The following is a 23,631-nucleotide window of genomic DNA, read 5'->3' on the forward strand; positions in this document are numbered from 1 at the left end:
CATGCTGACTGCCTACCGGGACTGCCTCAGCTCGCAGCACGCCAAGTACCTGTTCACCTTCAACCTCCTGGGCCGTCTTCCCAACGGCATGGCCCCCCTGGCCATCGCGTTGTTCCTGCGCGCCCAGGGGCTGGGCTTTGGCACGGTCGGCACCGTCACCGCGCTCTACGGTCTGTCCATGGCCGCGGGCGGCCCGCTCCTGGGCCGGGCGGTAGACCGATTCGGCCAGGTCGTCGTCCTGTTCGTCAGCGCGCTCGTCTCGGGTACGGGCTTCCTGGCTCTGGTGCGGTTCGGCGACAGCAGCGTGAGCATGGCCGCGGCGGCCGTCGTCGTCGCCGGATTCTTCTCACCCCCTCTGGAACCCTGCCTGCGAACGATGTGGCCCAGTGTCCTCAAGGACCAGCGGGCCATCGGCGCCGCCTACGCGCTCGACGCCTCGCTGCAGGAGGTCGTCTTCGTCACCGGACCACTCCTGGTGGTCCTGCTGACCTCTGTCGCCGATCCGTCCGTCGCGCTCGTCGTCACCACCGTCGCGATGATCGCCGGCACCCTGGCCTACATCGTCCCCGCGCCCGTGCGGCGCTGGAGGGCCGAGCCCCGTACACCGGACTGGGCCGGCCCCCTGCGCTCCGCCCGGCTGCGGCAGCTGCTGGTGAGCCTGGCCTTCGTAGGCGTGAGCCTGGGCGCGCTCAACATCGCGACCGTCGCCTATCAGGAACACGTCGGCAGTAAGGGCCTGTCCGGTGTCCTGCTGGGGGTCAACGCGGCCGGCGCACTCATCGGCGGCCTCTTCTACGGAGCCCGCCAGTGGCGAGCCGACTCATCACGACAGCTGACCCTCTTGCTGCTCGGCATGTTCCTGTCCTACCTGCCGCTGATCTTGGTTCCCCATCCCGTCATCGCCGGCATCCTCGTCTTCTGCGCAGGTCTTTTCCTGGCACCAGTGCTGACCTGTGGGTTCTCGATCATCGGTGAGGTTGCGCCCCCAGGGACTGCCACCGAGGCGTTCGCCTGGATGGTGACCGCCGTCCTCACGGGCAACGCTCTGGGCACCTCGGCCGCAGGCGCGGCCGAACAGCACATCGGGATCTGGGCCTCCTTCCTCGTCATCGGTGCGGCCGGAGCTCTGGCATACGCGACGGCCGCGTTGTTCCGGCGCAGCGCGAGCGGCCCCGCCGGCCCCGCGCCCCTCAGCAGGGGGACGACATCACTGTGAAGCCTCTGATGATCGTTTCCGACCTCGACGGCACGCTGCTCAACTCCGCAGGCGGGATCTCCGTACGCACCCGGGCTGCAGTGCAGGCGGTGCAGAAAGCGGGCCACACCTTCGTGATGGCCAGCGCGCGACCCGTTCGTGATGTACAGCCCATCGCGGAGGCCCTTGGACACATGGCCGTCGCGGTCTGCAGCAACGGGGCCATCTCCTACGACTACGCCCGCGAAACCGTCGTGACCCACCACCCCATGACGCAGGCCGTCGCCGCCGAGGTGATCGCGGTGCTCCGGCGCCAGCTTCCCGGCGTGCGGCTGGGCTGTGAGCGGTGGCCGGACCTGCTGTTGGAAGACGGATTCGACCTCGACCCCGTTTTCAGCAGAGAGGCCCGCTGGGTTCGGTCGCTGGAGGAGGAACTCGACGAGCACGGCGTGGGCAAGCTCATCGTCCAGACCGAGGGATCGGCCCACGACTACCACCTGGTCGTAGCCAGCGCCCTGGACGGCCGGTGCACGGTAACGGTATCCACTCCGGCGTTCTGCGAGATCACCCGCAGCAGCGTCACCAAAGCCGCGACCTTGGACCTGCTGTCCGTCCAGCTGGGCATGTCCGCCGAGCAGGCCGTCGCCTTCGGCGACATGCCCAACGACCTGCCCATGCTCCGCTGGGCGGGCTGGTCGGTGGCCATGTCCAACGCCCACCCGGACGTACTTGCCGCAGCAGACGAGATCACCCTCTCCAACAACGAGGACGGCGTCGCCCGCTGGCTGGAGCGTCTGTTGGAACAGCAGCACCCCGTCCTGCCCACGCGCGCGCACGCACCCCGCCGAGAAGAGGGAAACCTGTGGAAATAGCAATTGTCGGAACCAGGCGGGGCAGCGTTCATGCGCAGTGGATCGCGCAGTGCCCCGAGTTCTCCGTGAAGGCGGTGGCCTGCTCACAGGACATCGAGACGGCCGCCGAAGTGGTCCGCACGCACCACCCGCACGCCGAAGTGACAACTGACGCCCTGTCCCTGATACGACACGGCCGGATCGACGCCGTGGCCATCACCACCCCGACGCACAGCCGCCACAAACTTGTGTCCGAGGCGCTGCGCCGCGGGCTTCTGGTCGTATGCGAAGCTCCGCTGGCCGCCAGCCGGCAGTCCGCACTGGAGCTGGCCGAACTGGCACACGCCCGACACGCCCGTACCGTCGTGTCCTTCCAGCTGCGGGAAAACCCGGCCCTGCGACACACCAGGCAGGCCCTCGCCGAAGGCGCAGTCGGCCAGCTCCTGGCGATCGACATCGACCTCCACGATGACACCTACGCGCGATCCGCCGGCTCCGGCAACCAGCGCGAACGGCGAAACGCCGGCGACGGCGCTCTCACCGAACTGGGCGCGCATGCCTTCGACCTGGTGCCGTGGCTGACCGGGGCGGGCCTCTGGCAGGTGTCGTCAGCCTGGACGCACCGCGCCCAAGACACCCCAATGAGCCACGATGCGGCGTCCGGAACTGCCGGCGACTTCGCCCAGGCCGAACTGCGCACCATCGTCAACCCGACCCGGGCCCGGGTCATGGTGTCACGGACGGGCGGGACCCAGCCGCAACTCTTCGTCACCGCTCACGGATCCCTCGGCGTCATCCGCGTCAGGGTGAACACCGCGGACGGGTCCGGACTGTTCACCCTCTCCACGGGGGCACGCGACGCGCAGCAGCTCTTCGGGGCGCACTCCATGAACCCGTACCGCCGCCTCGCCGACGACCTGGACACCGGCGCCCGCCCGATGCCCTGCTTCGACGACGGACTTGCCGCCCTGGCGCTGGTGGACGCGGTGATGAAGGTCGACAAAACGGAAAGGCGCTGAAGAGGTGTCCCTTAAGACCGCCGAGGTTGCCCACGTCCTTCTCGCCCTCATCGTCCTCCTCGTCGCGGCGCACCTGGGCGGGTACCTGTTCGCGCGAATGCGCCAGCCCCAGGTCATCGGGGAGATCCTGGGAGGCCTCCTGCTCGGTCCGACCGTGCTGGGCGAGTTAGCCCCGGATGTTCAGCGCTGGCTGCTCCCGACCGACGGGGCCACCGGACACGTAATGGGTGCCTTCTACCAGATCGGTCTGCTGCTACTCGTCTACCTGACGGGTACCGAACTGCGGTCGCACCGCCGCAACAAGGGGCAGCGCACCATCGGGTTCGTCACCGTTTCCGGACTCGTCCTGCCTTTCGGATTCGGCCTGGCCATCGCTTCCGCCGCGGACATGGACGACCTCATGGGCCCGAACGGCTCGCCCACGACCCTCGCCCTCATCTTCGGCATGGCCGTGGCGGTCACCAGCGTGCCCGTCATCTCCCGCATCATGATGGACCTGGGTATTCTCCAGTCGCTGTTCGCGCGGATTGTGCTGGCCGTGGCCGTGATCGAGGACGTCATCCTCTACGTCATCCTGGCCATCGTCCTGGGCGTGGCCCAGGCTGACGTCGGCGACGGCTTCGGAATGTGGGCACTGCTCGCTATTGACTCCCTGCCGCTGGCCATCGTCTACTTCACCGTCGTACCGCTGCTCTTCCTCGGCCTGCTGCTGTGGCTCGGCCCGCGGTCTTTCATGGGGCTGACGAGGTCGCGGATCAACGTCTTGGAGCAGCGCAGCCCGCTGGCGTTCCGGCTGGTCGTGGTGTTCCTGCTCTGCGCTGCCTGCACCGGACTGGGCATCGATCCGATCTTCGGCGCCCTGGTCGCCGGCATGTGCATCGCAGGCGCCACGGGGGATCGGGCCGTGGCCTCGCAGGAGACCCTGCGCCACGTCTCGATGGGCCTGTTCGTCCCGGTCTACTTCGCCATCGTCGGTGTCAAGCTCGACCTGGTCCGGCATTTCGACCCGCTGTTCTTCCTGTGGTTCTTCGTGCTCGCCTGCCTGATCAAGTCCTTCAGCGTATGGCTCGGAGCTCTGGCGGCAGGTGAGTCCCAATCGGCGGCGACCAACCTTGCCGTCGCGATGAACGCACGCGGCGGTCCCGGCATCGTGCTTGCGTCGGTCGCCTTCGGCGCCCACGTCATCAACGAGAACTTCTTCACCTCGCTGGTCCTGCTTTCGATCATCTCCTCGCAGATCGCCGGCTACTGGCTGGGTCGGGTCGTCGCGCACGGCAAACCGCTCATGCCTCCCTCAGCCAAGCAGCCGGCGGGGGAGCATGAACACGACTCCCACGAATCACCCCACACAACCGCTCGCAGCACGAGCCGGTAGTTACAAGAAAGGCTTCCCATGACCCAACTGTCCGACGTCGAGATCGGTGTAATCGGCGGATCCGGCTTCTACTCCTTCCTCGACGACATCACCGAGGTGTCCGTCGACACCCCGTACGGGGAACCCAGCGACTCCCTCATGGTCGGAGAGCTCGCCGGACGGAAGGTGGCGTTCCTGCCGCGCCACGGCCGGCAGCATTCCACGCCGCCGCACCGGATCAACTACCGCGCCAACCTGTGGGCCCTGCGATCGGTCGGCGTCCGCCAGATCATCGCCCCGTGCGCGGTCGGCAGCCTCCGTGAGGAGCTGGGCCCCGGCACGCTTGTCGTGCCGGACCAGTTCGTGGACCGGACCTATGGCCGTGACCAGACCTTCTTCGATGGGTACCAGCGCCCGGACGGCCAGATCCCGCTGGTCGTGCACACTCCCACGGCCGACCCGTACTGCCCTGCGGGCCGCGCCGCAGTACTGGGCGCCGCCGGCGAGGCGGGCTGGGAGGGAGCTCAGGACGGAGGAACCCTGGTCGTCATCCAGGGCCCCCGGTTCTCGACCCGCGCCGAGTCGCGCTGGTACTCCGCCCAGGGGTGGTCGGTCGTCGGCATGACCGGGTTCCCGGAGGCGGCGCTCGCGAGGGAAATCGGACTCTGCTACACCTCCGTTGCGCTCGTCACCGACCACGACGCGGGTGTCGAGGTCGGCGAGGGCGTCACCCACGAGGATGTCCTCAAGGTCTTCGGCCAGAACATCGACCGTCTGCGCCCCGTCCTCGCCAACGCCCTCAAGGCGCTGCCCACTGAGCGGGAGTGCCTGTGCAGCCGTGTCCTCGACGGCGTCGACACCGGGATCGAACTGCCCTGACACCCGGTCTCCACGCACCGGCCATCGACCCCCCGGCCGCAGCCGGCCACCCCACCGAAGGATGCATATTCACATGATCAGCCCCAAGATGCCCCAGAACGAGACCGTCTACAGCCGCAGCGGCGACTCCGTGATCTTCAACCAGCTCGCCCTGAAGATCGAGATGGACAAGGTCAGCAACGAGGACTACTACAAGTGGCTCGACGACATGATCGCCACCATCGGCGACCGCGTCCCGGGCGCACAGATCGTGGAGAAGGAGAACGCCCGCCAGGCACCTCCCCTGAACACAGCGATCTACTACGACACCGAGGACTACCGGATCCTGAACACTGGCGCGCTGCTGCGGACCTCCTGCAACAAGATCACGCACGCTTTCTGTGCCTTCAAGGCCGCCCAGGACGAGAACCACGTGCGCCGTGACCACCGCTACGTCTTCGACGGCGAGGAGAAGGCGACCATCCAGGCTGCCCCGGACTCCCCGGAAGCGGTCGCGGTCGTCCAGCGTCTGCTCGCCCGCACGGACATCCAGCACCCGGGTTTGCACCTCGAGGAGACCTACGGGATCCCGCGCACCGAGCTCATCCCGACGGTCAAGCTCGACGACCTGCGCTACACCTTCTTCGTCTGGCTGGACAAGCGGGACGCGCTCCGCTGCAGCATCGACCGGGCCACCGTGTCCAACCTGCGGCTGCCTGAGGCCGAGCGGGAGGAGCGGCCCGTCTCGGAGGTCGAACTGGCCATCTACCCGCGGATCGAGCCGGAGGTCGCCCAGGACCCCCGTGTGGTCGAGCTGTTCAAGGTGCTCTCGGAGGACCTGTGCGCACGCTTCGACACCAAGGTCACCTCCGACATCAAGTACCAGCGTTCGGCGACGGCCCTGGGTATGGGCGGCCGCTGAATCCGGAAGGAACGGTGAAGGCCGGCCGTGGAGGACAACCTGTGAAGATCTATCTCGTACGCCACGGCCAGTCGCAGTGGCAGGTCAGCCCCAGTCAGGACTGGGACACCAGTCTCAGTCCGCTCGGGCACGACCAGGCCAAGCACCTGGGGAAGTGGTTCACCAGTGGTGCCGTCCTCGACGACACCACCCGGCTGACCCTGGGCAGCGTGGTGGCCAGCCCGCTGAAACGAGCCCGTGAGACGGCCGAGTACCTCGGCGATTCCCTCGGCCTGTCCGTGGGCGTGCAGCCCTCACTGGCGGAGGCAACGTTTCACGTCGTCTCCGAACTCCCCAAGGCATCGGCGCCGTTCGCGCCCTGGCCCGAGGACCCGCTCTCCGAGCGCTACCTCGATTTCCGTGCCCAGGCGCGGACCGCTCTGGGGGAACTGACCCAGCTGGTCGAGGAAACAGGGCAGCCCGTGCTCGCGGTGACGCACGGTGGCCTGATCAAGACGGTCATCCGCACGATCGCGGAGTCCGATGCCTTCTGCCTCAAGCTCTACAACTGCGGCATCAACGCAATCGAGTGGACCAATGGTCGCTGGAGGGTGGTGCACGTGAACCTCTGGGACCACCTGCCGCCCGGGCTGCGCACCACCTGACGACCGCAATTGCCATCCGGCACCCGGAAAGGAAGCCATGCACGCACCCCGGCCCACGGTCGAAGACCTCACCGCCCTCTACGGCCTTCGGCCCATGCCGCTGGAGGGAGGCCTATTCACCCGCACCTGGGCAGGTCCGCCGCGTCCCGACGGGCGTCCCACCGGCTCGTCGATCATCGTTCTCCTGTCTCCCGAGGACAATCAGTTCTCGGCGATGCACCGGCTCCCCACCGACGAGGTCTGGCACTTCTACTTGGGCGACCCGGTCGAACTGGTGTTGCTCGAACCGGACGGCGGCAGCCGCGTCGTCGTCCTGGGCTCGGACGTACTGGGTGGTCAGCACGTCCAGTACACGGTCACTGCCGGCACGTGGATGGGCGGACGGGTCGTGTCCGAAGGCCAGTGGGCGCTCTTCGGCTGCACCTTGGCACCCGGGTTCAGCTCCGAGGACTACGAGGGCGGCGACGCCCAGCAGCTCAGTGCCCGCTACCCCGAGGCGGCCGGCCTCATCGAGGCACTTTGCAGGCCCGGAGTTCCGCTGCGTCACCCGGCCGGGAGCGAGGGTGCGATCGACCAGTCCGCCCGCACGTCTTCGATCTCACCCTCGGTGACCTGAGGTGGCCGGCTCCGGCCTGCCCGACCTGACAGGGCACACCGTTTTGATCACCGGCGCCAGCGGCGGAATCGGCAGCGCCATCGCCCGGCGCTTCGCACAGACCGGCGCGGCCGTAATCGTCCACGGACACGAAGGCAAAGACCGGGCCGAGCAACTCGCCGCCGAGCTGACAGACCAGGGCCGCCGGGCCCTCGCCCTGTCCGCGGACCTCACCGACGAGGCCGCCTGCCACCGTCTGATGGCGGACGGCGCCGCGTGGTCCGGAAGCCTCACCGGGCTCATCAACTGCGCCGCCATCCAGCCGGTGCAGGGTCTGGCCGAGATGACCACCGCCGAATGGCGGCGGGTGCTGGACACCAACCTCGCGAGCGCCTTCACCTGTACCCAGGCGGCGGTCCCCATCCTTGCCGCCAGCGGAGGCGGCACCATCACCCATATCGCCTCCATCGAGGGAAGCCACCCTGCTATCGGCCACGCACACTACTGCTCCTCCAAGGCCGCCCTCATCATGCACGCCCGTTGTACCGCGCTCGAATACGGGCGTCTGGGGATCCGCGTGAACACCGTCTCACCCGGGCTGGTCGACCGGCCGGGACTCCAAGAGGAATGGCCCGAAGGAGTCCGGCGATGGAAAAAGGCCTCACCACTTGAGCGGCTCGGTACAGCACAGGACGTGGCAAACGCCTGTGTCTTCCTCGCCTCCCCGCTCGCGTCCTGGATCACCGGCCACGACCTCGTCGTGGATGGCGGAGTCTCCTCCGCGCCCACCTGGTAACTGGAAGCGTCCCACCGCAACCAGCAATAAGGAGTCGCATCCCATGACCACACTCAGCATGCCCGAATCCTCCCTGCAGACAGGACCACCGCCCACCTACGAAGAGGTCTGCCGGAAGCTCGCGGCCCTGCCGATTGACCGCAGCGAGACCACCGTGCAGTCCAACCTGGAACTCGTCCACGCCCTGGGCTCGGGCGAGAACCTCTCCGCCCTGCTGGGCGAGATACTCGCCGACGAGAAGCTGCTCGCCTCCGTCGCGCAGCGTTCGTACCCGCACACCAACCACTTCGACAAGATCGTCCTGGTGGACCCCGGCACCCAGCTCGGCTACCGGCTGACTCTCCACCTGTGGAACCCGCCCTACTCCGACGCCGAGGCGGAGGACGAGCAGATCCACGACCACCGCTTCAGCTTCTGGTCCCACGTCGTCGCCGGCACCCTGACCTCGCAGAATTTCGTACGGGACGCGACCGGAACCTTATTCGGGGAGTACCAGTACATCCCCGAGAAGCTCAACAGCGTCGCCACCGTGGGGAATTTCTACGTCAACGTGGGCGACTCGCCCCTGCTCGCCACGGACCTTCCCCGCATCGAGTCCGGCATGTCCTACGAACTCACGTTCGACCAGATCCACCGGGTGATCCTACCGCGCGAGGACCTGACCTGCACCCTGGTGCTGCGCGGCCCCAGACAGAAGAACTACGCGAGCGTTTTCAGCAACTCCGTCAAGTACGACCCCACGGAGAACCAGATGTTTTCCACCGCGGATCTCGCCGAAAAGCTCCGCATCGTCCTCGACCGCTGCTGAGCCACAGGCCGTTCCCCCTCACTGACGGGAGTCCCATGCACACGCCTCAGATCCCCACGGAAGAGCCCATCTACAGTCGGACCGGAGACTTCGCGGTCTTCAACCAGCTGGGTGTCAAGCTCGCCTTCTCGGACGACACCACGGACGAGGAGTACTACGCCTGGCTCGACGAGATGCACGTCCGGATCGGCGACCTGGTACCAGGAGGGGAGATCGCGGAGAAGAGTTACGCCCGCACCGAGCCCAGGCTCAACACCGGCATCTACTACGACACCGAGGACCACCGCCTGCTGCGGGCCGGCGCCGTGCTGCGCACCACGTGCAACATCAAGACCCACGCCTTCTGCGCGTTCAAGCTGTCCGAGGACGAGAACTCCGTACGGCGGGATCACCGGTATGTCTTCGAGGGCGAGGACAAGGCCAACATCCAGCGGGCCCCCTCGTCCCCGGAGGCCGTGGCCGCCGTCAAGCGGCTGCTCGCCCGCACGGACATCGAGCACCCCGGCGTCCATCTGCGCGAGAAGTTCGGTATAACGGGCGACGACCTGACTCCGGCTATCGGCCTGGAGCAGTACCGCCACCCCTTCTTCGTGTGGCTGGACAAGCGGGACGCCCTGCGCTGCTCGATGGACAGGGTCACGGTCTACGACCTGCGGCTGCCCGAAGAGCAGCGGGTGCGAAAGACGTACAGCGAGATCGAACTGCCGGTATACCCGCACCTCGAGGACGAGGTGGCACACGATCCGCGGCTCATCCAGCTCATCGAGACGCTTACCTCATCACTCGAGCAGCGCTTCGGAATCCAGTCCATTCTGGAGTCCAAGTACCAGCGTGCCGCAGACGTGCTGGGTATCCCGAGGGGTTAATCGTGAGCAAAGCCGAGCAGTTGGGGACATCTTCGACCCCGGTGGGCGCCACTGCGTCCGCCGGGGCGGGTGCCCTCGTAGTCCTGGGAACCGCGCAATTACTCATCGCGCTGGACTACTCCGTCGTGTACGTGGCGCTGCCTTCCATAGAGGAGGACCTCCGCTTCGGTTCCGCCGCGCTGCCCTGGGTCGTCAGCGCCTACGCGGTCCCCTTCGCGGGGTTCCTCCTCGTGTGCGGCCGTCTCGTAGACCTGTTCGGAGCACGACGGATGCTGATCGGCGCGCTGTGGATGATCGCAGTGTCCTCACTCGGGGCCGGGCTGGCCGACAGTGCCGCGCAGCTTCTCGTGGCGCGAGGGATGCAGGGCCTGGGGGCGGCGGCACTCGCCCCGTCCACCCTGTCCCTGCTGACCGGCACCTTCCCACCAGGGCCGGCGCGGACGCGAGCACTCGCAGTCTGGAGCACCACCGGGGCCTCGGGGCTCACCGCGGGAGTGCTCGGTGGGGGAGTCGTCACAGATGCCGCCTCCTGGCGCTGGGTGTTCTGGTCCGCCGTCCCCCTGGCCCTGTCCGCGCTGCTACTGGCCCACTTCGCCTTCCGGAGCGATCGCACCACGACGGCAGCGCGGGGCCCGGTCGGCTGGACTGGGGCGGTCCTGGTGACGCTCGGTGTTCTGTTCCTCGCCATCGGGATGACCCGTGTTTCCGAGGGCGGCCAACTGAATACCGGCTTCTTCGTGCCCCTCCTGCTCGCAGGAGCGTGCATTGCACTCCTGGTGCACCAAGAACGGCGTGCCAACGTCAGATTGATCCCGCCGCACCTGTTCCGCAACCGTCGTTTCTCGACCGCCACACTCCTGGCGGCCCTGTTCATGGGGAGCTTCGGAGCGGAGTTCTACCTGCTGACCCTGTTGCTCCAGGAGGACAGGGGATACACGCCGTTCGCCGCAGGCCTGGCCTTCGTTCCGCTGGCCGCTGCGGCCCCCGTCGGCAGTGCCGTCACCGGGCGCCTGATCGGGCGCCTGGGTGAACGGCACACCCTCGCCATCGGATTCGCCGGAGGAGGGGCGGGGCTGTTCATTCTGACGGTGGCGTCCGCGGACATCCCGTACACGTGGGCGATTCTGCCGGCCCTGCTCATGAGCGGTGTTGGCCAAGGAATCGCCTACACCGCGACCTTCGCGCTGGGCACCGGGGCGATTCCCGAGCAACAACAGGGCGTGGGATCAGGAATGATCACGATGGTACAGTACTTCGGTGGCAGTGTCGGCCTCTCAATTCTTGTTCTCGTATTGCGCTCATCTTCCCTCGATCGGCAATTTGTGAATGGTTTCATTCTGCTCGGTTGCCTGGCGGCGTTTGCGGCCGCGGCTGGTTACGCACTCCTTCCCCGCACTGGAACTTCGAATGCCGATTTGAAGGGTGGTTTTCGTGATCGATGACAGCGTGTCGCCGTACCCGCAGGAATTAACTAAAAGTGACGCAGGGGGCGACGTCGTATCTCTTTCCACGCGCGGAAAGGAGATCGATTCGATTCCCGCAGCACTGACGGACATGAAGGGTCTTCCAAGACTCGATCTCTCCTTCAATTCCCTCGACGACCTGCCCGCAGACCTGGGGAGACTTCACCAGCTCACCGAGTTGCGTCTGGACGGGAACAGGTTCAGCAGATTTCCGGACGTCGTCCTCGCGTGCGCAGGACTTGAAGTGCTGAGTCTGTACAAGAACGCCCTCTCGGACGTGCCCCCCGAGCTCGGAAAGCTCAGCGCGATGCGCGTTCTCAACCTTGCCGACAACCGCCTCTCATCGGTTCCTTCCGAGATCGGCGGGCTGAGCCGCCTGCACACACTCGACCTGGGCCACAACGAACTGGCCGAGCTCCCCGCATCCCTGGGCGACCTGACAGGTCTCACGCAGTACCTCTACTTGAGCAACAACAGGCTCACGTCGGTCCCGGACTCGCTGTGCCGTCTGACCCGTCTTCGCTACCTGAACATCACCGACAACCTCTTGACCTCGCTCCCGGAGCGGTTCGGATCCCTCGTCTCCCTACGCGAACTGCGCCTCTACAACAACCGTCTGGTCGAGCTGCCCCGGTCGATCGGCGGCCTGCGCGATCTGAGGGAGGCGCACCTCATGGGCAATGAACTGACCGGCCTCCCGGACGAGGTGGGCCAGATCGCTGATCTGCGCGAACTGCGCCTGATGGACAACCGAGTGGCGGCGCTGCCCGAATCGATCGGCCGGCTGTCCCGGCTGCAGATCCTCGACCTGCGAAACAATAAGGTACGCAGGCTCCCGGATTCGATCGGAAACCTCGACCGGCTGACCCACCTGGATCTGCGGAACAATGGCCTGGAGGAACTCCCAGCCGCTCTGGCCGACCTTCCCAGCCTAGAAAAGCTCGACCTGCGGTGGAACATCATCGACCCGCTGCCCGAATGGATCTCCACCCTTGAGCAGCGGGGATGCACCGTCTTGACGTGACCGGCACGTGTACCGAGTCCGCTGTTATCGCACCCCGACATGAAAGGAATCCGTTCGTGGAATCGACCGGCACTGCGGCTGAAGAGACACTCTCCCTGCAAAAGCGGCTCCTCGACCGAATACGCGATGTCTCCGACTTTCCCCAGCAGGGCGTAACATTCAAGGACATCACCCCGCTGCTCGCTGACACCAAGGCTTTCTCGCTCCTTGTAGACAAGCTCGCGGACCTCGCCGTACTCCATGGGGCCACCACGGTGGCCGGCCTGGAAGCCCGAGGATTCATCCTGGCCGCACCCGTCGCTCTGAAGGCCGGAGTGGGGTTCGTTCCGGTACGCAAGGCAGGAAAACTTCCGGGACCGACGCTGGCCCAATCATACGAACTGGAATACGGCAAGGCTGAGGTCGAGGTCCAGTGTGACGCCTTCGCACCCGGCAGCCGGGTACTCGTCATCGACGACGTTCTGGCTACGGGCGGCACCTTGGGAGCGTCAATCCAACTGATTCGCAACGCCGGTGCGGAAGTCGTCGCCGTCGGCGTACTGATGGAACTGGGTTTCCTGGAAGGACGTAAGAGGCTCCAGCCGCTGCTCGATGGGATGCCACTCGAAGCGGTTGTCACGGTCTGAGGCAGGGCGCCGGCCTCGGGATCCGCGATCCCGCAGGCGATCACACGGAAGCCTGCCGCAGACGACCATCGCCAGCGCAGGCGTCAACGGCCGCCGATACGGCGTGGCAGTGGCCTCAAAAAGGCCTGGCACGCCGTCCGCTCGGGGGCTTCAAGACGACCAGATGGGAGCCCGACGCATGGATCCCGATTACTCCAAACCGAATCAGGCAGATCGAAGCCGGCGCGCTGATCCGAACACCGCCACTGGCCTGTGGCCGTCTCCCGACGCCTCTACCCCTCGGCACCGCGAGGCCCAGATCCTTGCCGTCGTCTCGGCCGGCGGGGGCATCGGTGCCTGCGCCCGCTACGGCGCGAGTCTCATATGGCCGACCGCGCCCGGTACATTCCCCTGGACCACGCTCTGGATCAACGTCACCGGCAGTGCGGTCCTTGGCATACTCCTGGTACTGACCGCAGAGAAGATCAGCGTCCACCCACTCATCCGGCCATTTCTCTTCCATGGCGTCCTCAGCGGCTACACCGCCTTCTCCGTCTACGCCGCCGACGCTTACAACCTCATCAGCGACGACCGTGTTGCCACCGCGTTGCTCTACCTCTCCACCACTCTGGCCGCTGCCCTGTTCGCAACCTGGGCCGCGATCACCCTTACCCGTCTACTCACAACACCCCGCGCTGAGCAGGATGAGAACATCAAGTGAATAGGCATCCTGCGGCTGTGGAGGTTTCCGCGCCGCAGGCACAGGACGGCATCCTCCTGAGGAACGCCTACACCGACTGACCGCTGTCTCGACCTGGATGCCCAGTACGCGAAAATCCGTGGGCCCGAGGCGCGCAGATGCGGTACCTGGTCAAGCAGCTCGGCGGCACCAAAGCAGTCGCCCAGCTGCTGCGGATCTCCCAGCGCACCGTTGAACGGTACGTGAAGGACCAGATCAAAAAACCGCCCGGACCTCGCAGCACGCATGGAGCGCGAGGTGAAGAACCGCTGGCAGCCCCAGATCCGGGCCAAGGCCAAGGCCGCCTCCACGGACAGCATTGTCAGCGACACCCGCGCCCGCCTCGGCTACACCGCACCCATCGGCTCGACCGACCAGGACCGCATCCGGCACCTGACCATCGCCCTGCCCTCGACCTACGCCGCCCGCCTCTTCGACGCCCAGGACGGCGGTCGCCGCGCCGGCTCCCTAAAGCGTGTTGCACAAGGCTGTGTCCGGGCAGGGCAGGGCCGGTGGGGGCAGTCTTCTGGTCATGATGCGAGGGCGAGGTTGTGCATGTGGGCGACGGCCTGGACGGCGTGGTGGAGGCCGTCGCCGTGTTGCCGGCAGTCGCGGAGGATCTTGCAGTTCTTCATCCGGCCGATCACATGCTCCACCCGGGCACGGACTTTGCGGTGGGCGGCGTTGTCGGCTTCCTCGCCCGGCAGCAGTTCGCGTCGGGGGCGGACGGCACCCGCGCCTACGTCACCAACCTCGACTCGGACACCGTGTCGGTGATCGACACCACCACCAACACCGTCACCGCCACCATCCCCGTCGACTCAGGACCGGTGGGCGTGGCCATCGCAACCTCCTGACAAGAGCGACAAGGAGGGAGGCGTTTCTCAGCCCTCCATCGGTCCGGGCCGACTCCACCAGCTGTACGCCACGGCCAGACCAGCAGCGCACCTGCCATTGGCGACCTTCGTTTGCGCTTGGCAGTGGCCGCCCACACCTGACCACCATGCTCTACAGATGGACCCTGAAGCCCGAGTGTTGCGGCTTTCGACCACGGCCGACGGCACCAAGGTTAAGCACCTGCGGCGCGACCCGCGTCCGGCCCTGCATGTGCAGGGTGGGGACGTGTGGTCGTTCGCCGTCGCCCAGGGCGAGGCCGAGGGTTCCGAGGTGACGACGGTTCCTGGCGACGCGGTCGACCACTGCCCAGGCAGAACGGCGTTAGGGGTTAGGGCCGGTTGACGGCAACGAGTTACCAAGCCCAGAAGTTGCGCGATCGGCAAGGGGTAGGCATGGAAACCGCACGTTGGAGTGATCCCTGATCGGATTGTCGCACGACCGGCATCGGTGAGGCCATGATCTGCGGGTCGAGGCCGTCGGCGGACACGCTGCAGCGAGCACCGTAGCGCCGACGGCTCCATGTCTTTGTGGGAGTTTCTCAGTTGTACAGGAATGTCTTCAGCATGCCCGCACGCCCAGCCGCTCTCTTGAGCGTTTCGGCTCTGGCGGTCGGTGGCGCACTGGCCGCCGGCCCGGCCTACGCGGTACCCGCCGGCGAACACTCCGGCTCCACCGGCAAGGCGACCGCCGTCGTGGCGCGCGCCGACCTCAAGGTCTCCGTTGAGGGTGTCGGCGACGTTCCGGTGAAGAAGTCGCTCAACGATCTGAGCGCGCCCGGGGACGCGCAGCAGACGCTGCTCACCGCCGAGGTGAACGGTGTGAACAAGGGGCAGCCCACCACGCTGGTCAGGGCCAAGGTCGCGCATTCCAGCGTCAAGGCGGACGCGCACCGGTCGGTGGGCCACGCCAAGCTCGTCGGCGTACAGGCCTACGCACCCGGCCTGCCCGACAACCCGCTGCTGGCCGCCGACCTTCTGAAGGCCACGGCCTCCTGCGAGACGGGCAAGAAACCGACCGCGAAGGCCGCGCTGGCGGACAACGTGACCGTCCTCGGCAAGCCCGTCCCCGTGAACGGGCCCGGCGACCAGCACGTCGAGGTGCCGGGCGTCGGCACCGTCGACCTCGTCCTGGAGAACGCGACCACGACGGACAGCACGGGGGCCGCCACCGCGCTTCGGCTGAAGTACACAGTGACTCCAGCCAAGCTGGGCGTGGTGAAGGCATCCGGAGAGATCGTGCTCGCCGAGGCCACCTGCGCAATGCCGGGCGCCTCCAGCGCCGACCATGATGGTTCGGACAGTGACGGTGCGGACGGTAACGGCGCGAGCGGTGACGGATCCGGCAGTGGCAGGGCCGAGGGCGGCTCGTCAGACGGCCAGTCCTCCGCCGAGTCCGCCGGCTCGAAGAGTGCCGAGGGCGCCGAGAACGCTGTCGCCGCGGGCAATCAGCCCAACACCCAGACCGGCGACGACGGCTTGAACCTCGCTGAGACCGGCGGCAACTCCGCCACACCTGTCATCGCCGGCGTGGGCGGGGCGCTCATCCTCGGTGGCGCCGCGGCCGTGTACCTGATGCGTCGACGCCGCACCACTCAGAACAACTGACGCGGGACCGGTCGCGGGCGGCGCTCCCGCTCGGGGCCGGGGCCGGACCTCGTTGAAGCCCATCGAGGCCCGGACCTGCGGCCTCGGCTTCGCGGCGGGGGCGGGCTGGGCGGCGGGTCATGAGGGTGATGAAGGCCCCCTGGATGTGGGGCTTCGGCGTGGGACACCAGGGGTAGAGACCGAGACCACGCAGGCACACGGCTGGTCTGGCGCCGCACGAGCGTTTGGGTGGTCCGCGAGCGTGATCGCGGTCGTGCTCCGTTTGCCGTCCGGTTCCCGGTGCACTTCGAAGCTCTGACTCACCGCCATGACAGTGTCCAGTCCGTGCTGGCAGATCAGGCTCGGATCAGGGGTTTCGGGTACCGGCAGCACGGGGTCGCTGTCCCGGGCCGTGTGCTGCCGGTTGGTCTGACGCCTGGAGGGGGGTGGCCGTCGGGTGGGCCCCGGGTGATGGACTGTGGCCGGTTTGGCGGGACTGGGGGATGTGCATGCGGATGCGGCCTTTGCCTGCTCTCTTGGCCTCGTACATGGCTTCATCTGCTTGGCGGAGGAGTTCGTCCGGCATGACGCCCGGCAGGGCCAGTGTCATGCCGATGGAGGCCGAGACGAGCGCCTGCTTGCCTGCGATCTCGTATGGCTGCGTCAGGGCAGTCAGGATGCGCTCGGCGACGTCTTCAGCACGTGAGGGGTGCCTCCCGGCCTCCCCCTCCAGGAGGGCGGCGAACTCGTCACCGCCGAGGCGGGCCACGGTGTCTTCAGCCCGTACAGATGCCTGGATCCGGCGGGCGGCGTGGATCAGGAGAGCGTCGCCCACCGCGTGTCCGGCCGAGTCGTTGACAGCCTTGAAGCCGTCCAGGTCCATGAAGAGCACTGCGGGCGGGGCTGTGCGCGTGGTCCGCTTCCGCAGGGCATGCGCGACTCGGTCGGCGAACAGGGCCCGGTTGGGCAGTCCGGTGAGCGCGTCGTGGAAGGCCAGGTGCTCGAGCTGTTCCTGCTGGGCGACCCGGTCGGTCACATCGCGACTGCTGAAGATCATTCCCTCGGCGTGGTGGCTGACCGTCGACTCGACGTGGCGCCAACGTCCGTCGGCGTGGCGGACCCGGCAGGACACGCGGCGGCCCGGACCGCGGATGGCTGATGCGGCTTCCTGCCGAAGTGTCTCGACTGCTTGCATCAGCGGCGTCAGGTCCTCGGGGTGGCAGTACAGGGGCAGACGGGCACCCAGCAGGTCCTCAGGCCGGTAGCCGAAGACGTGGTGGGCGGCAGGGCTGACGTAGAGCACGCGGCCGTCCAGGCTGACGATGGTGATCACGTCGCGGGTGCCGTCGACCAAGGCGCGATAAAGCGCCTCCCGGGTGATGGCTTCGCGAGTGATACGCAGGTGATCGGCGTGGATGATGCCCTGGCGGATACCGAGCGAGATGGGCAGCAAACCCGCCAGGACCAGCAGAACCATGTCGGTGCGGCCTCCGACCATGGTGTGAGCCGTCAAGGCCAGGACGCAGATGGCCACGGGCACGAAAGCGGCCACGACCCCGACAACGGGCATGATGCGCTGGTCGACGTCCACGACGCTGGTGCCTCCGGCCAGCCATGGGGTAACCGCGATGAGGAGCAGGCCAGTGATCGAGCAGGCCGCCGCGCAAGGAATGCCGTACCAGGTGCCGGAGGCCGGCATGAGGATGCGCAGCATGTCGCTTGCGGTCAACACGATAAGGGCCAAGGCGGCTACCGTTGTCGCTGTGCGTTCAGGACGCTTCAGGGAGTAGCGCAGTGCCACCAGAAGTCCGAAGACCAGGATGTCCGTCGCCACGCGTGCCAAATCCTGCAAGGACCCGAAGGCATCGCCGCTTTGGTCGGCACGATTCAGCAGCAGCACCCAGCCCAGTGTGAGCAGAGAGCCGGCGATCATCCATCCGTCCAGCACTCGCCGCAGCCAGACCAGCGTCGCCCCGCGGTCCGCAACCGCGATCACCAGTCCGGCGATCGCGACCACCAGGCACAGGACGATTCCGGTGAGCGCCAGCACCTGGAGGACGACGTGGAGCCCGCCAGCGGGCCCTCCTCGAGAGGAAGGGAGCTGACTGATGACGAGGTGGTGAAGGCCACCCGCTGCCAAAGAACCCGCGAAGAGTGCGAGGCGAAGACGCACCCTTCCGGTAACCGTTCTGGCACGCCCAAGCAGGGACAGGGCGGCCAGACCATGCGCAGCCGGCACTCCGACGCCGACTGGAAGGAACAGCACCGCCGTCCCGCTCGCGCTCATTGCGGCGGCAAGCACGCATCCCAGCCCCAGAGTCTTGCCCCACCCACATGCCGCCCATGACCAGCCGGTACGAACGGCGTGCAACGAGCCCCCCCAACCGGTCTGTCCCGGCCTCATGCGAACCCCCGACGGTCATCGAGCCCAAAGAGGGCAGGCACACCTGTTCTTACTGCTCGTGCCGGATAAGAGCGTAGGAGGATGTCTAGCGCCCATCCCCATGAAAAGCGGTAAGTTCACCTGAAAAACGGACGAGCTCCCAGAGGCTGACACCCTGCCAGTTGGAGGTCATCTGCAGAAGCTGTCTGATCACTCCGCGCTCTCTTGGCCGGTGCTCTCCCGAGCCACCTGCCGAAGGTGGAGGGCCGCGTGCCGAGCCGCTCCCACAAGGCCGGGTGGCGGCGCCTGTCCTTCCGTGTCGCGCCGGGGGCCGGCGTCTGGGAGACCGGCTACCTGGCCACCCAGGACCTGGACGCCACCGTGCAGACCGCTCAGGAGCTGTGGGACAACCGGGAGCAGGCCTGGCCACTCCAGCCCGAAGTCGGCCAGCTGTTGGAGTGTGTCCGCAGTGAGATTCGCGCGCCTCGACTTCGCGTTCGAGAGAAGGCCACCGGCAGTTTTCCGAACGGGCCATTTTTTACGCCCTCGCCCCCAGCCCCAGCGACGAAGACCGCCGGTGGCCTACGTCCCGGCTTCCCATCTACGCAGTTCCCGCCCGCCGCCCGCCGCCCGCCGCCCGCCGCCCGCCTGCCCCCTATCACTGAGCCGTTTTCAACCTTGGTTTGAGCAGGTCAGGTGGAGGGTGAGGACGGCCTGGACAAGGCTGGTGATGCGGGTGGTGCTGCACCGCAGCTTGCGCAGGAGTCGCCAGGTCTTGAGCGTGGCCATGGCCTGCTTGCCCAGCGCCCGGATTTTGGCATGGGCGCGGTTGACCGCCTGCTGACCTGCGGAGAGCTTCTCCCAGCGACCGCGGTAGGGCACGCGGACGGTTCCGCCGGCTCCTTGGTATCCCTTGTCGGCCCAGCAGCGGATGCCGGCCTCGGCCCCTGGCAGCAGTGGGGCTTGCCTTGGCGGGCCGGGCCGGCGCCCGCTTGGCCTCCGTCCTCGGGATGTCCATCAGCCGCAGCACCGTCCTTCGCCTGGTCGACGCGCTTCCCGAGCCGGACGTGCCCGCGCCGCGGGTGGTGGGCGTCGACGAGTACGCCACCCGCAAGGGCCGCCACTACGGCACGGTCCTCGTCGATATCGAGACGCGGCGCCCCGTTGACCTGCTGCCCGACCGGGAGGCGCCGACTCTGGCCGCGTGGCTGGCACAGCGGCCCGGAGTCGGGGTCGTCTGCCGCGACCGTGCCCCGTTCTTCGCCGAGGGCGCCGCCGCCGGGGCACCGCAGGCCGTCCAGGTCGCGGACATGTGGCATCTCTGGCACAACCTGAGCGAGGCCGTCGAGAGGACCGTCGCTCAACACCGCCGCTGCCTGCGCGTCCTGGTCCCCGAGGCACCTGAACCCGAGCCTGAACAGGCCCCGGCGGAAGAGGCGTCCGGCTCGCCGTGGCCGACCGGCCATCGGTTCGCCGACCGCACCCGGAGCACACACGCCGCCGTCCACGCGCTGCTGAAAGCAGGCCACAGCCGCCGCGCGATCCAGCGGCAGCTCCACATGACCAGCCGCGCCGTCAAGCGGTACGCCGACGCTGCCAAGCCCGAAGACCTCTTTACCGGTCAGTGGCAGACCCGGCCGTCCGTCCTGGACGAGTACAAGACCTACCTCGACGACCGCTGGAGCGAGGGGTGCACCAACGCCTGGAAACTATGGAGGAAATCGTCCCGCTCGGCTACAAGGGCAGCTACCAGCGCGTTCGCGCCTACCTCCACCAAAAGCGCACCTCACCGGCGGGGGGAAAACAGGTCCGGACCGTCATAACTGGCGACTTCCTGTGGGTGCCACCACTCCAGTTCGGTGATGTTCTCCTCGGCGAGCTCGTCGTCGGACAGCGCGCCGCGCGGGTTGAACCCTGCAGTGCGCACGAGGAAGTAGTCATGGACGACGCCGTCGTAGCCCGCTGCGTGCCCAGGCGTCACCGCTTCTTGGTGCCACACGTGCGGGGGGTCGGTCCTGACAGCGAGGCCCACCTCTTCCCACAGTTCGCGACGTAATGCGGCAAGTGGAGTCTCGTCCTGTTCGATACCTCCGCCCGGGGCTGCCCACACCACCGTTCCCGTCGGCTCTGGAATCGCGAACCGGCAGAGAAGGATGCGGTCGTCCTCGTCGAGGATGATCGCGCGTACTGAGTGACGCAGGTTCACGGACGGCATCCGGACACGCTAACTGCCTGGGCAAGGGAGATGTGATTGAACAGGTGGGCCGAGCCCAGTAGCTCTCTGCCACTGGCCACAGAAGCTGAGCCAGAACCACTACTCGTGAATAAAGCCACCGCCCGATGCAGCCGACGCCACAGGCCGACCCCGGTCCATACCGTGAAGCGGCGATGCGCGGTGGCGGAGGACGTGCCGAACGTCGGCGGCAGATGACGCCAGGCACAGCCGCTGGTCAGCACGTACACCACTGCGGTGAACACGGCCCGCTCGTCACGCGGACGGTCCCGCCACCTTGCGGTCGAGCCGCGAACGTCGGCAGTAACGGGGCGACCAGCTCCCAGAGCTCATCAGGAACCAGACGCTTCGACAGATCAGCACTCACGGTCGGCATCATGCCGCTCGAACATCAAGTCACGTGGCGCAGGCTTCTATGCCTTGACCGATGCGGCCGATCTGGCGGCCTGCTCGATCTTCGCGCAGTAGGCGTCGCGGGCTTCCTCATCGATCTGCATCTCGTGTTCGGGCCGCATCCCGGTTCGGCCATCGACGTCTTCGCGCAGGATGTCGGCGTGCCCGGCATGCCGGTTGGTCTCGCCGAGGACGTGGACCAGGATGGCGAACAGGTTCGTGTTGGTATAAGGCTCCGGCCACCACGGCACGTGGCCGGGGGCGTCGAGGGGAAGCTCATTGATCGTCGCGTCTGAGTGTTCCCACGTGCGCCGGTAGAACTCGATAATCTGATCGCGGGTCTCGTCCGCAGTCGCCCACAGATCGCTGCCGTCATGGTCCTGCCACCGAGGCAGCGGTTCCGGGGAAGGGCGGTCGAAGACCTCGCCGAAGTACCTGGCCTCGACGCTGGCCACGTGTTTGACCAGGCCGAGGAGGTTGGTCCCGGTCGCTGTCAATGGTCGGCGGACGTCGTATTCGGACAAGCCGTCGAGCTTCCAGAGCAGCGCCTTGCGGTCCCGCCGCAGTCTCCCGTGCAGGGTGTCCTTGGCGAATTCATCGGTCATGCGGCATGAGCCTGCCATGGGCTACTCGCGGCCTCAAGATCCCGTACGTGGACCGCAATGACCGGAAGAGCCGAAGCCTGACCATGGCCACTGTCCTGAGCTGCCGCAAGAAGCTCGCGAAACTTGCCACGTGAGACAACCTCTTAGTTAGGAGAAGGCATGTGAGGCATACAGCAACTCACCGACGTGCCTCACAGCTATTCGAGGGGTGTGCAGGCACGTTGGTGATGTCAGGGAGCGGACGGTCCGGTCTGTTGCTCCGGTTGAGTCACTCCAGGTCGTCCCATACCCATGAAGGAGCGGCACTCCCATCGGGCTCCTGGCCGAATCGGAACCAGTTCCGGTGGTCGCTGTTTTTGATGAACTGAGCAAAGTGTCCCGCTGCGGCAGCCCGTGCTGTCAGGGCGGCAGTTTGCTCGTCCGCCCCGACTTCCCGCAGTCTGTAGAGCAGAGAGCCCAGGGCGTGCGGGTCGTCGAGGGTGACGTGCGTGGCGGGGTCGCGGGCCAGCAGTGCGGCAATCTGCTCGTCCTCCGCAGCCTGCCGCAGGCTTTCCAGCAGGTCGGCCACCGAACCGGGGCGGTTCAGGTGTGCGATCGGTCGCTATGGGTGGGGGCGTCTCCGGCCCTGTCTCTACCGGGGACGGCAACACTGGTCCTGATGGTTCTTGATCGACGGTGAGGCGGCGGTAACTGCCGAACCTCACTGAAGCGGCCACCAATCGCGACTGGTGGCCACATCGACCTACCCGTGTTACTCCCCTGACGCATTAATCCAACGGGTCGTCCCGTATGGTTATACCGTGACGCTTTCCAACGCCCCGCGTGGGCGTCCCCGAGACAGCCGTGCGCATCAGGCGATCCTGACTGCCACGGTCGAGCTGGTGACCGAACTGGGCTACGCCGCCACATCCATCGGGGCGGTGGCGGCCCGGGCCGGCGTCGGCAAGGACACCGTCTACCGGCGGTGGTCGGGGAAGGCTGAGTTGGTGTACGAGGCGGTCTTCACCGAGACCGAAACCGCTCCGGCACCGGACACCGGGAGCCTGGCCAGCGATCTGACCGCCCTGCTGGAGGTCCTCATCCAGGAGTTTTCTGCTCCGGCCGCCGCCGCGGCCCTGCCGGGCCTGCTGGCCGACTTCGCCGCCAACCCGGAGTTGCAGGCCCGCATCCAATCTGAGTTCCTGGCCCCGGCCAAGGCCGGCCTGATGGCCGTGTTCGAGCGAGCCGCCCAGCGCGGGGAGACTGACCCCGGCCTGCCCGTCGATCTGGTTCTGGACACACTGGCTGGCGCTGTCTTCTTCCACGTCGGCCTGGTGGGCGAGCAGCCCAGCGCGCAGCTGGCCGCGCAACTGGCGGCCATCGTCGGCCGCGGAATCGAGACCCGATGAACGCCTGGTTCCTCGCCGCTGGCATAACCGCCGGGGCGATCGCCGCCATCCACGCCGTGGCGGGCGGTCGGGATGTCGTCCGGCCGCTGCTGGCCGGCAATCTCCCGGGCGAACCTCGCCGCGTCCTGCACGCGGTCTGGCACATGGTCACCGCCGACCTGATGCTGGCCGCTGTGGCCCTGATCTGGCTGGCCTTGGGCGACCGCCCCGGCGGTGACACCATCGCCTGGCTTCTGGCCGCCCACTTCGTCGCCTACTCGGGCGTCTTTCTCGCTGTCTCTCTGGCGGCCAACTGGTCGAAGCCGCTGCTGCGCCTGCCGCAATGGATGCTGCTGTTGCCGGTGGCGGTGCTGGCGGCGGCTGGCGCAGCATGAGTCCGCAGGGGCAGGCCGGAAGGCATGACAAGCCGC

Annotated in this window: 24 protein-coding genes and 5 pseudogenes; 22 read left to right on the forward strand and 7 right to left on the reverse strand. The window is 67.1% G+C overall.

The window, feature by feature from the left end:
* The first annotated feature begins 1 nt into the window (after position 1).
* From ACWD1U_RS34555 to tpg, 16 genes and pseudogenes are all read left to right on the forward strand, one after another.
* Complete coding sequence (locus ACWD1U_RS34555; RefSeq protein ID WP_451113313.1) at positions 2-1,216, forward strand: MFS transporter; 1,215 nt, start codon at positions 2-4, stop codon at positions 1,214-1,216.
* Between the two features lie 8 nt (positions 1,217-1,224).
* Positions 1,225-2,067, forward strand: a complete 843-nt coding sequence (locus ACWD1U_RS34560) for a Cof-type HAD-IIB family hydrolase (protein ID WP_451113314.1) — start codon at positions 1,225-1,227, stop codon at positions 2,065-2,067.
* Positions 2,058-3,065 carry a Gfo/Idh/MocA family protein gene (locus ACWD1U_RS34565; RefSeq protein ID WP_451113315.1) on the forward strand — a complete coding sequence of 336 codons (1,008 nt, stop codon included), beginning with the start codon at positions 2,058-2,060 and terminating at the stop codon, positions 3,063-3,065. The genes ACWD1U_RS34560 and ACWD1U_RS34565 overlap by 10 nt, the downstream gene beginning before the upstream one ends.
* A gap of 4 nt (positions 3,066-3,069) precedes the next feature.
* The gene (locus ACWD1U_RS34570; protein ID WP_451113316.1) at positions 3,070-4,440 is read left to right on the forward strand and encodes a cation:proton antiporter; all 1,371 of its coding nucleotides are present in this window, start codon (positions 3,070-3,072) and stop codon (positions 4,438-4,440) included.
* An 18-nt stretch (positions 4,441-4,458) separates the two neighbouring features.
* Positions 4,459-5,298: an S-methyl-5'-thioadenosine phosphorylase gene (locus tag ACWD1U_RS34575; RefSeq protein WP_451113317.1), complete on the forward strand. Its 840-nt coding sequence runs from the start codon at positions 4,459-4,461 to the stop codon at positions 5,296-5,298.
* A gap of 73 nt (positions 5,299-5,371) precedes the next feature.
* The gene (locus tag ACWD1U_RS34580; RefSeq protein WP_451113318.1) at positions 5,372-6,199 is read left to right on the forward strand and encodes a hypothetical protein; all 828 of its coding nucleotides are present in this window, start codon (positions 5,372-5,374) and stop codon (positions 6,197-6,199) included.
* Between the two features lie 41 nt (positions 6,200-6,240).
* Complete coding sequence (locus tag ACWD1U_RS34585) at positions 6,241-6,843, forward strand: histidine phosphatase family protein (RefSeq protein WP_451113319.1); 603 nt, start codon at positions 6,241-6,243, stop codon at positions 6,841-6,843.
* A 37-nt stretch (positions 6,844-6,880) separates the two neighbouring features.
* Positions 6,881-7,459: a cupin domain-containing protein gene (locus tag ACWD1U_RS34590; protein ID WP_451113320.1), complete on the forward strand. Its 579-nt coding sequence runs from the start codon at positions 6,881-6,883 to the stop codon at positions 7,457-7,459.
* A 1-nt stretch (position 7,460) separates the two neighbouring features.
* Positions 7,461-8,234, forward strand: a complete 774-nt coding sequence (locus tag ACWD1U_RS34595) for an SDR family NAD(P)-dependent oxidoreductase (protein ID WP_451113321.1) — start codon at positions 7,461-7,463, stop codon at positions 8,232-8,234.
* 43 nt (positions 8,235-8,277) lie between these two features.
* Positions 8,278-9,042: a hypothetical protein gene (locus tag ACWD1U_RS34600; RefSeq protein ID WP_451113322.1), complete on the forward strand. Its 765-nt coding sequence runs from the start codon at positions 8,278-8,280 to the stop codon at positions 9,040-9,042.
* Between the two features lie 35 nt (positions 9,043-9,077).
* Positions 9,078-9,908, forward strand: a complete 831-nt coding sequence (locus tag ACWD1U_RS34605) for a hypothetical protein (protein ID WP_451113323.1) — start codon at positions 9,078-9,080, stop codon at positions 9,906-9,908.
* Positions 9,909-9,910: 2 nt separating this feature from the next.
* Positions 9,911-11,350: an MFS transporter gene (locus ACWD1U_RS34610; RefSeq protein ID WP_451113324.1), complete on the forward strand. Its 1,440-nt coding sequence runs from the start codon at positions 9,911-9,913 to the stop codon at positions 11,348-11,350.
* Positions 11,340-12,395 (forward strand): leucine-rich repeat domain-containing protein, encoded by a 1,056-nt coding sequence (locus ACWD1U_RS34615; protein WP_451113325.1) that lies wholly within the window; start codon positions 11,340-11,342, stop codon positions 12,393-12,395. The genes ACWD1U_RS34610 and ACWD1U_RS34615 overlap by 11 nt, the downstream gene beginning before the upstream one ends.
* 56 nt (positions 12,396-12,451) lie before the next feature.
* Positions 12,452-13,021, forward strand: coding sequence for an adenine phosphoribosyltransferase (locus ACWD1U_RS34620; RefSeq protein WP_451113326.1), 570 nt, complete (start codon positions 12,452-12,454; stop codon positions 13,019-13,021).
* Between the two features lie 178 nt (positions 13,022-13,199).
* Entirely contained in the window at positions 13,200-13,721 is a 522-nt protein-coding gene (locus tag ACWD1U_RS34625) for a fluoride efflux transporter FluC (protein WP_451113327.1), read from the forward strand.
* 83 nt (positions 13,722-13,804) lie between these two features.
* Positions 13,805-14,219 (forward strand): annotated as a pseudogene (gene tpg, locus ACWD1U_RS34630) (telomere-protecting terminal protein Tpg); the annotation flags it as partial.
* Between the two features lie 50 nt (positions 14,220-14,269).
* Here tpg and ACWD1U_RS34635 read toward each other — a convergent pair.
* Positions 14,270-14,464 (reverse strand): annotated as a pseudogene (locus ACWD1U_RS34635) (transposase family protein); the annotation flags it as partial.
* Here ACWD1U_RS34635 and ACWD1U_RS34640 point away from each other — a divergent pair.
* From ACWD1U_RS34640 to ACWD1U_RS34650, 3 genes and pseudogenes are all read left to right on the forward strand, one after another.
* Entirely contained in the window at positions 14,387-14,596 is a 210-nt protein-coding gene (locus ACWD1U_RS34640) for a hypothetical protein (protein WP_451113363.1), read from the forward strand. The pseudogene ACWD1U_RS34635 and the gene ACWD1U_RS34640 sit on opposite strands and share 78 nt — an antisense overlap.
* A gap of 122 nt (positions 14,597-14,718) precedes the next feature.
* Positions 14,719-14,966: pseudogene (locus ACWD1U_RS34645) on the forward strand (PPOX class F420-dependent oxidoreductase); the annotation flags it as partial.
* A gap of 233 nt (positions 14,967-15,199) precedes the next feature.
* Complete coding sequence (locus tag ACWD1U_RS34650) at positions 15,200-16,240, forward strand: SCO1860 family LAETG-anchored protein (RefSeq protein ID WP_451113328.1); 1,041 nt, start codon at positions 15,200-15,202, stop codon at positions 16,238-16,240.
* A 346-nt stretch (positions 16,241-16,586) separates the two neighbouring features.
* On the opposite strand, the gene ACWD1U_RS34655 is transcribed toward ACWD1U_RS34650, so the two are convergent.
* On the reverse strand, positions 16,587-18,269 hold the full coding sequence (locus tag ACWD1U_RS34655; protein WP_451113329.1) for a diguanylate cyclase domain-containing protein: 1,683 nt from the start codon (positions 18,267-18,269) through the stop codon (positions 16,587-16,589).
* A gap of 1,005 nt (positions 18,270-19,274) precedes the next feature.
* Positions 19,275-19,544, reverse strand: a pseudogene (locus tag ACWD1U_RS34660) (transposase family protein); the annotation flags it as partial.
* A gap of 5 nt (positions 19,545-19,549) precedes the next feature.
* Here ACWD1U_RS34660 and ACWD1U_RS34665 point away from each other — a divergent pair.
* A pseudogene (locus ACWD1U_RS34665) lies at positions 19,550-20,394 on the forward strand (transposase); the annotation flags it as partial.
* On the opposite strand, the gene ACWD1U_RS34670 reads toward ACWD1U_RS34665, so the two are convergent.
* From ACWD1U_RS34670 to ACWD1U_RS34685, 4 genes are all read right to left on the reverse strand, one after another.
* Entirely contained in the window at positions 20,389-20,817 is a 429-nt protein-coding gene (locus tag ACWD1U_RS34670; RefSeq protein WP_451113330.1) for an NUDIX domain-containing protein, read from the reverse strand. The pseudogene ACWD1U_RS34665 and the gene ACWD1U_RS34670 overlap by 6 nt on opposite strands.
* Positions 20,805-21,161, reverse strand: coding sequence for a transposase (locus ACWD1U_RS34675; protein WP_451113364.1), 357 nt, complete (start codon positions 21,159-21,161; stop codon positions 20,805-20,807). Before ACWD1U_RS34675 ends, ACWD1U_RS34670 begins: the two co-directional genes overlap by 13 nt.
* Positions 21,162-21,248: 87 nt before the next feature.
* Positions 21,249-21,833, reverse strand: a complete 585-nt coding sequence (locus tag ACWD1U_RS34680; RefSeq protein WP_451113331.1) for a DinB family protein — start codon at positions 21,831-21,833, stop codon at positions 21,249-21,251.
* Between the two features lie 268 nt (positions 21,834-22,101).
* The gene (locus ACWD1U_RS34685; protein ID WP_451113332.1) at positions 22,102-22,401 is read right to left on the reverse strand and encodes a hypothetical protein; all 300 of its coding nucleotides are present in this window, start codon (positions 22,399-22,401) and stop codon (positions 22,102-22,104) included.
* Positions 22,402-22,633: 232 nt separating this feature from the next.
* Here ACWD1U_RS34685 and ACWD1U_RS34690 point away from each other — a divergent pair, with 232 nt between their 5' ends.
* Positions 22,634-23,221: a TetR/AcrR family transcriptional regulator gene (locus ACWD1U_RS34690; protein ID WP_451113333.1), complete on the forward strand. Its 588-nt coding sequence runs from the start codon at positions 22,634-22,636 to the stop codon at positions 23,219-23,221.
* Positions 23,218-23,595 (forward strand): hypothetical protein, encoded by a 378-nt coding sequence (locus ACWD1U_RS34695; protein WP_451113334.1) that lies wholly within the window; start codon positions 23,218-23,220, stop codon positions 23,593-23,595. The genes ACWD1U_RS34690 and ACWD1U_RS34695 overlap by 4 nt, the downstream gene beginning before the upstream one ends.
* Positions 23,596-23,631: the final 36 nt, after the last annotated feature.

It is taken from the genome of Streptomyces sp. NPDC002788, assembly GCF_053592115.1.

Excerpts from the sequence above, each read along its gene's own strand:
- ACWD1U_RS34575 (WP_451113317.1), top strand. The coding sequence starts at position 4,459 with ATGACCCAACTGTCCGACGTCGAGATCGGTGTAATCGGCGGATCCGGC.
- ACWD1U_RS34555 (WP_451113313.1), top strand. The coding sequence starts at position 2 with ATGCTGACTGCCTACCGGGACTGCCTCAGCTCGCAGCACGCCAAGTAC.
- ACWD1U_RS34625 (WP_451113327.1), top strand. The coding sequence starts at position 13,200 with ATGGATCCCGATTACTCCAAACCGAATCAGGCAGATCGAAGCCGGCGC.
- ACWD1U_RS34600 (WP_451113322.1), top strand. The coding sequence starts at position 8,278 with ATGACCACACTCAGCATGCCCGAATCCTCCCTGCAGACAGGACCACCG.
- ACWD1U_RS34605 (WP_451113323.1), top strand. The coding sequence starts at position 9,078 with ATGCACACGCCTCAGATCCCCACGGAAGAGCCCATCTACAGTCGGACC.
- ACWD1U_RS34695 (WP_451113334.1), top strand. The coding sequence starts at position 23,218 with ATGAACGCCTGGTTCCTCGCCGCTGGCATAACCGCCGGGGCGATCGCC.
- ACWD1U_RS34640 (WP_451113363.1), top strand. The coding sequence starts at position 14,387 with ATGCTCCACCCGGGCACGGACTTTGCGGTGGGCGGCGTTGTCGGCTTC.
- ACWD1U_RS34650 (WP_451113328.1), top strand. The coding sequence starts at position 15,200 with ATGCCCGCACGCCCAGCCGCTCTCTTGAGCGTTTCGGCTCTGGCGGTC.
- ACWD1U_RS34670 (WP_451113330.1), bottom strand. The coding sequence starts at position 20,817 with ATGCCGTCCGTGAACCTGCGTCACTCAGTACGCGCGATCATCCTCGAC.
- ACWD1U_RS34560 (WP_451113314.1), top strand. The coding sequence starts at position 1,225 with ATGATCGTTTCCGACCTCGACGGCACGCTGCTCAACTCCGCAGGCGGG.
- ACWD1U_RS34680 (WP_451113331.1), bottom strand. The coding sequence starts at position 21,833 with ATGACCGATGAATTCGCCAAGGACACCCTGCACGGGAGACTGCGGCGG.
- ACWD1U_RS34590 (WP_451113320.1), top strand. The coding sequence starts at position 6,881 with ATGCACGCACCCCGGCCCACGGTCGAAGACCTCACCGCCCTCTACGGC.
- ACWD1U_RS34580 (WP_451113318.1), top strand. The coding sequence starts at position 5,372 with ATGATCAGCCCCAAGATGCCCCAGAACGAGACCGTCTACAGCCGCAGC.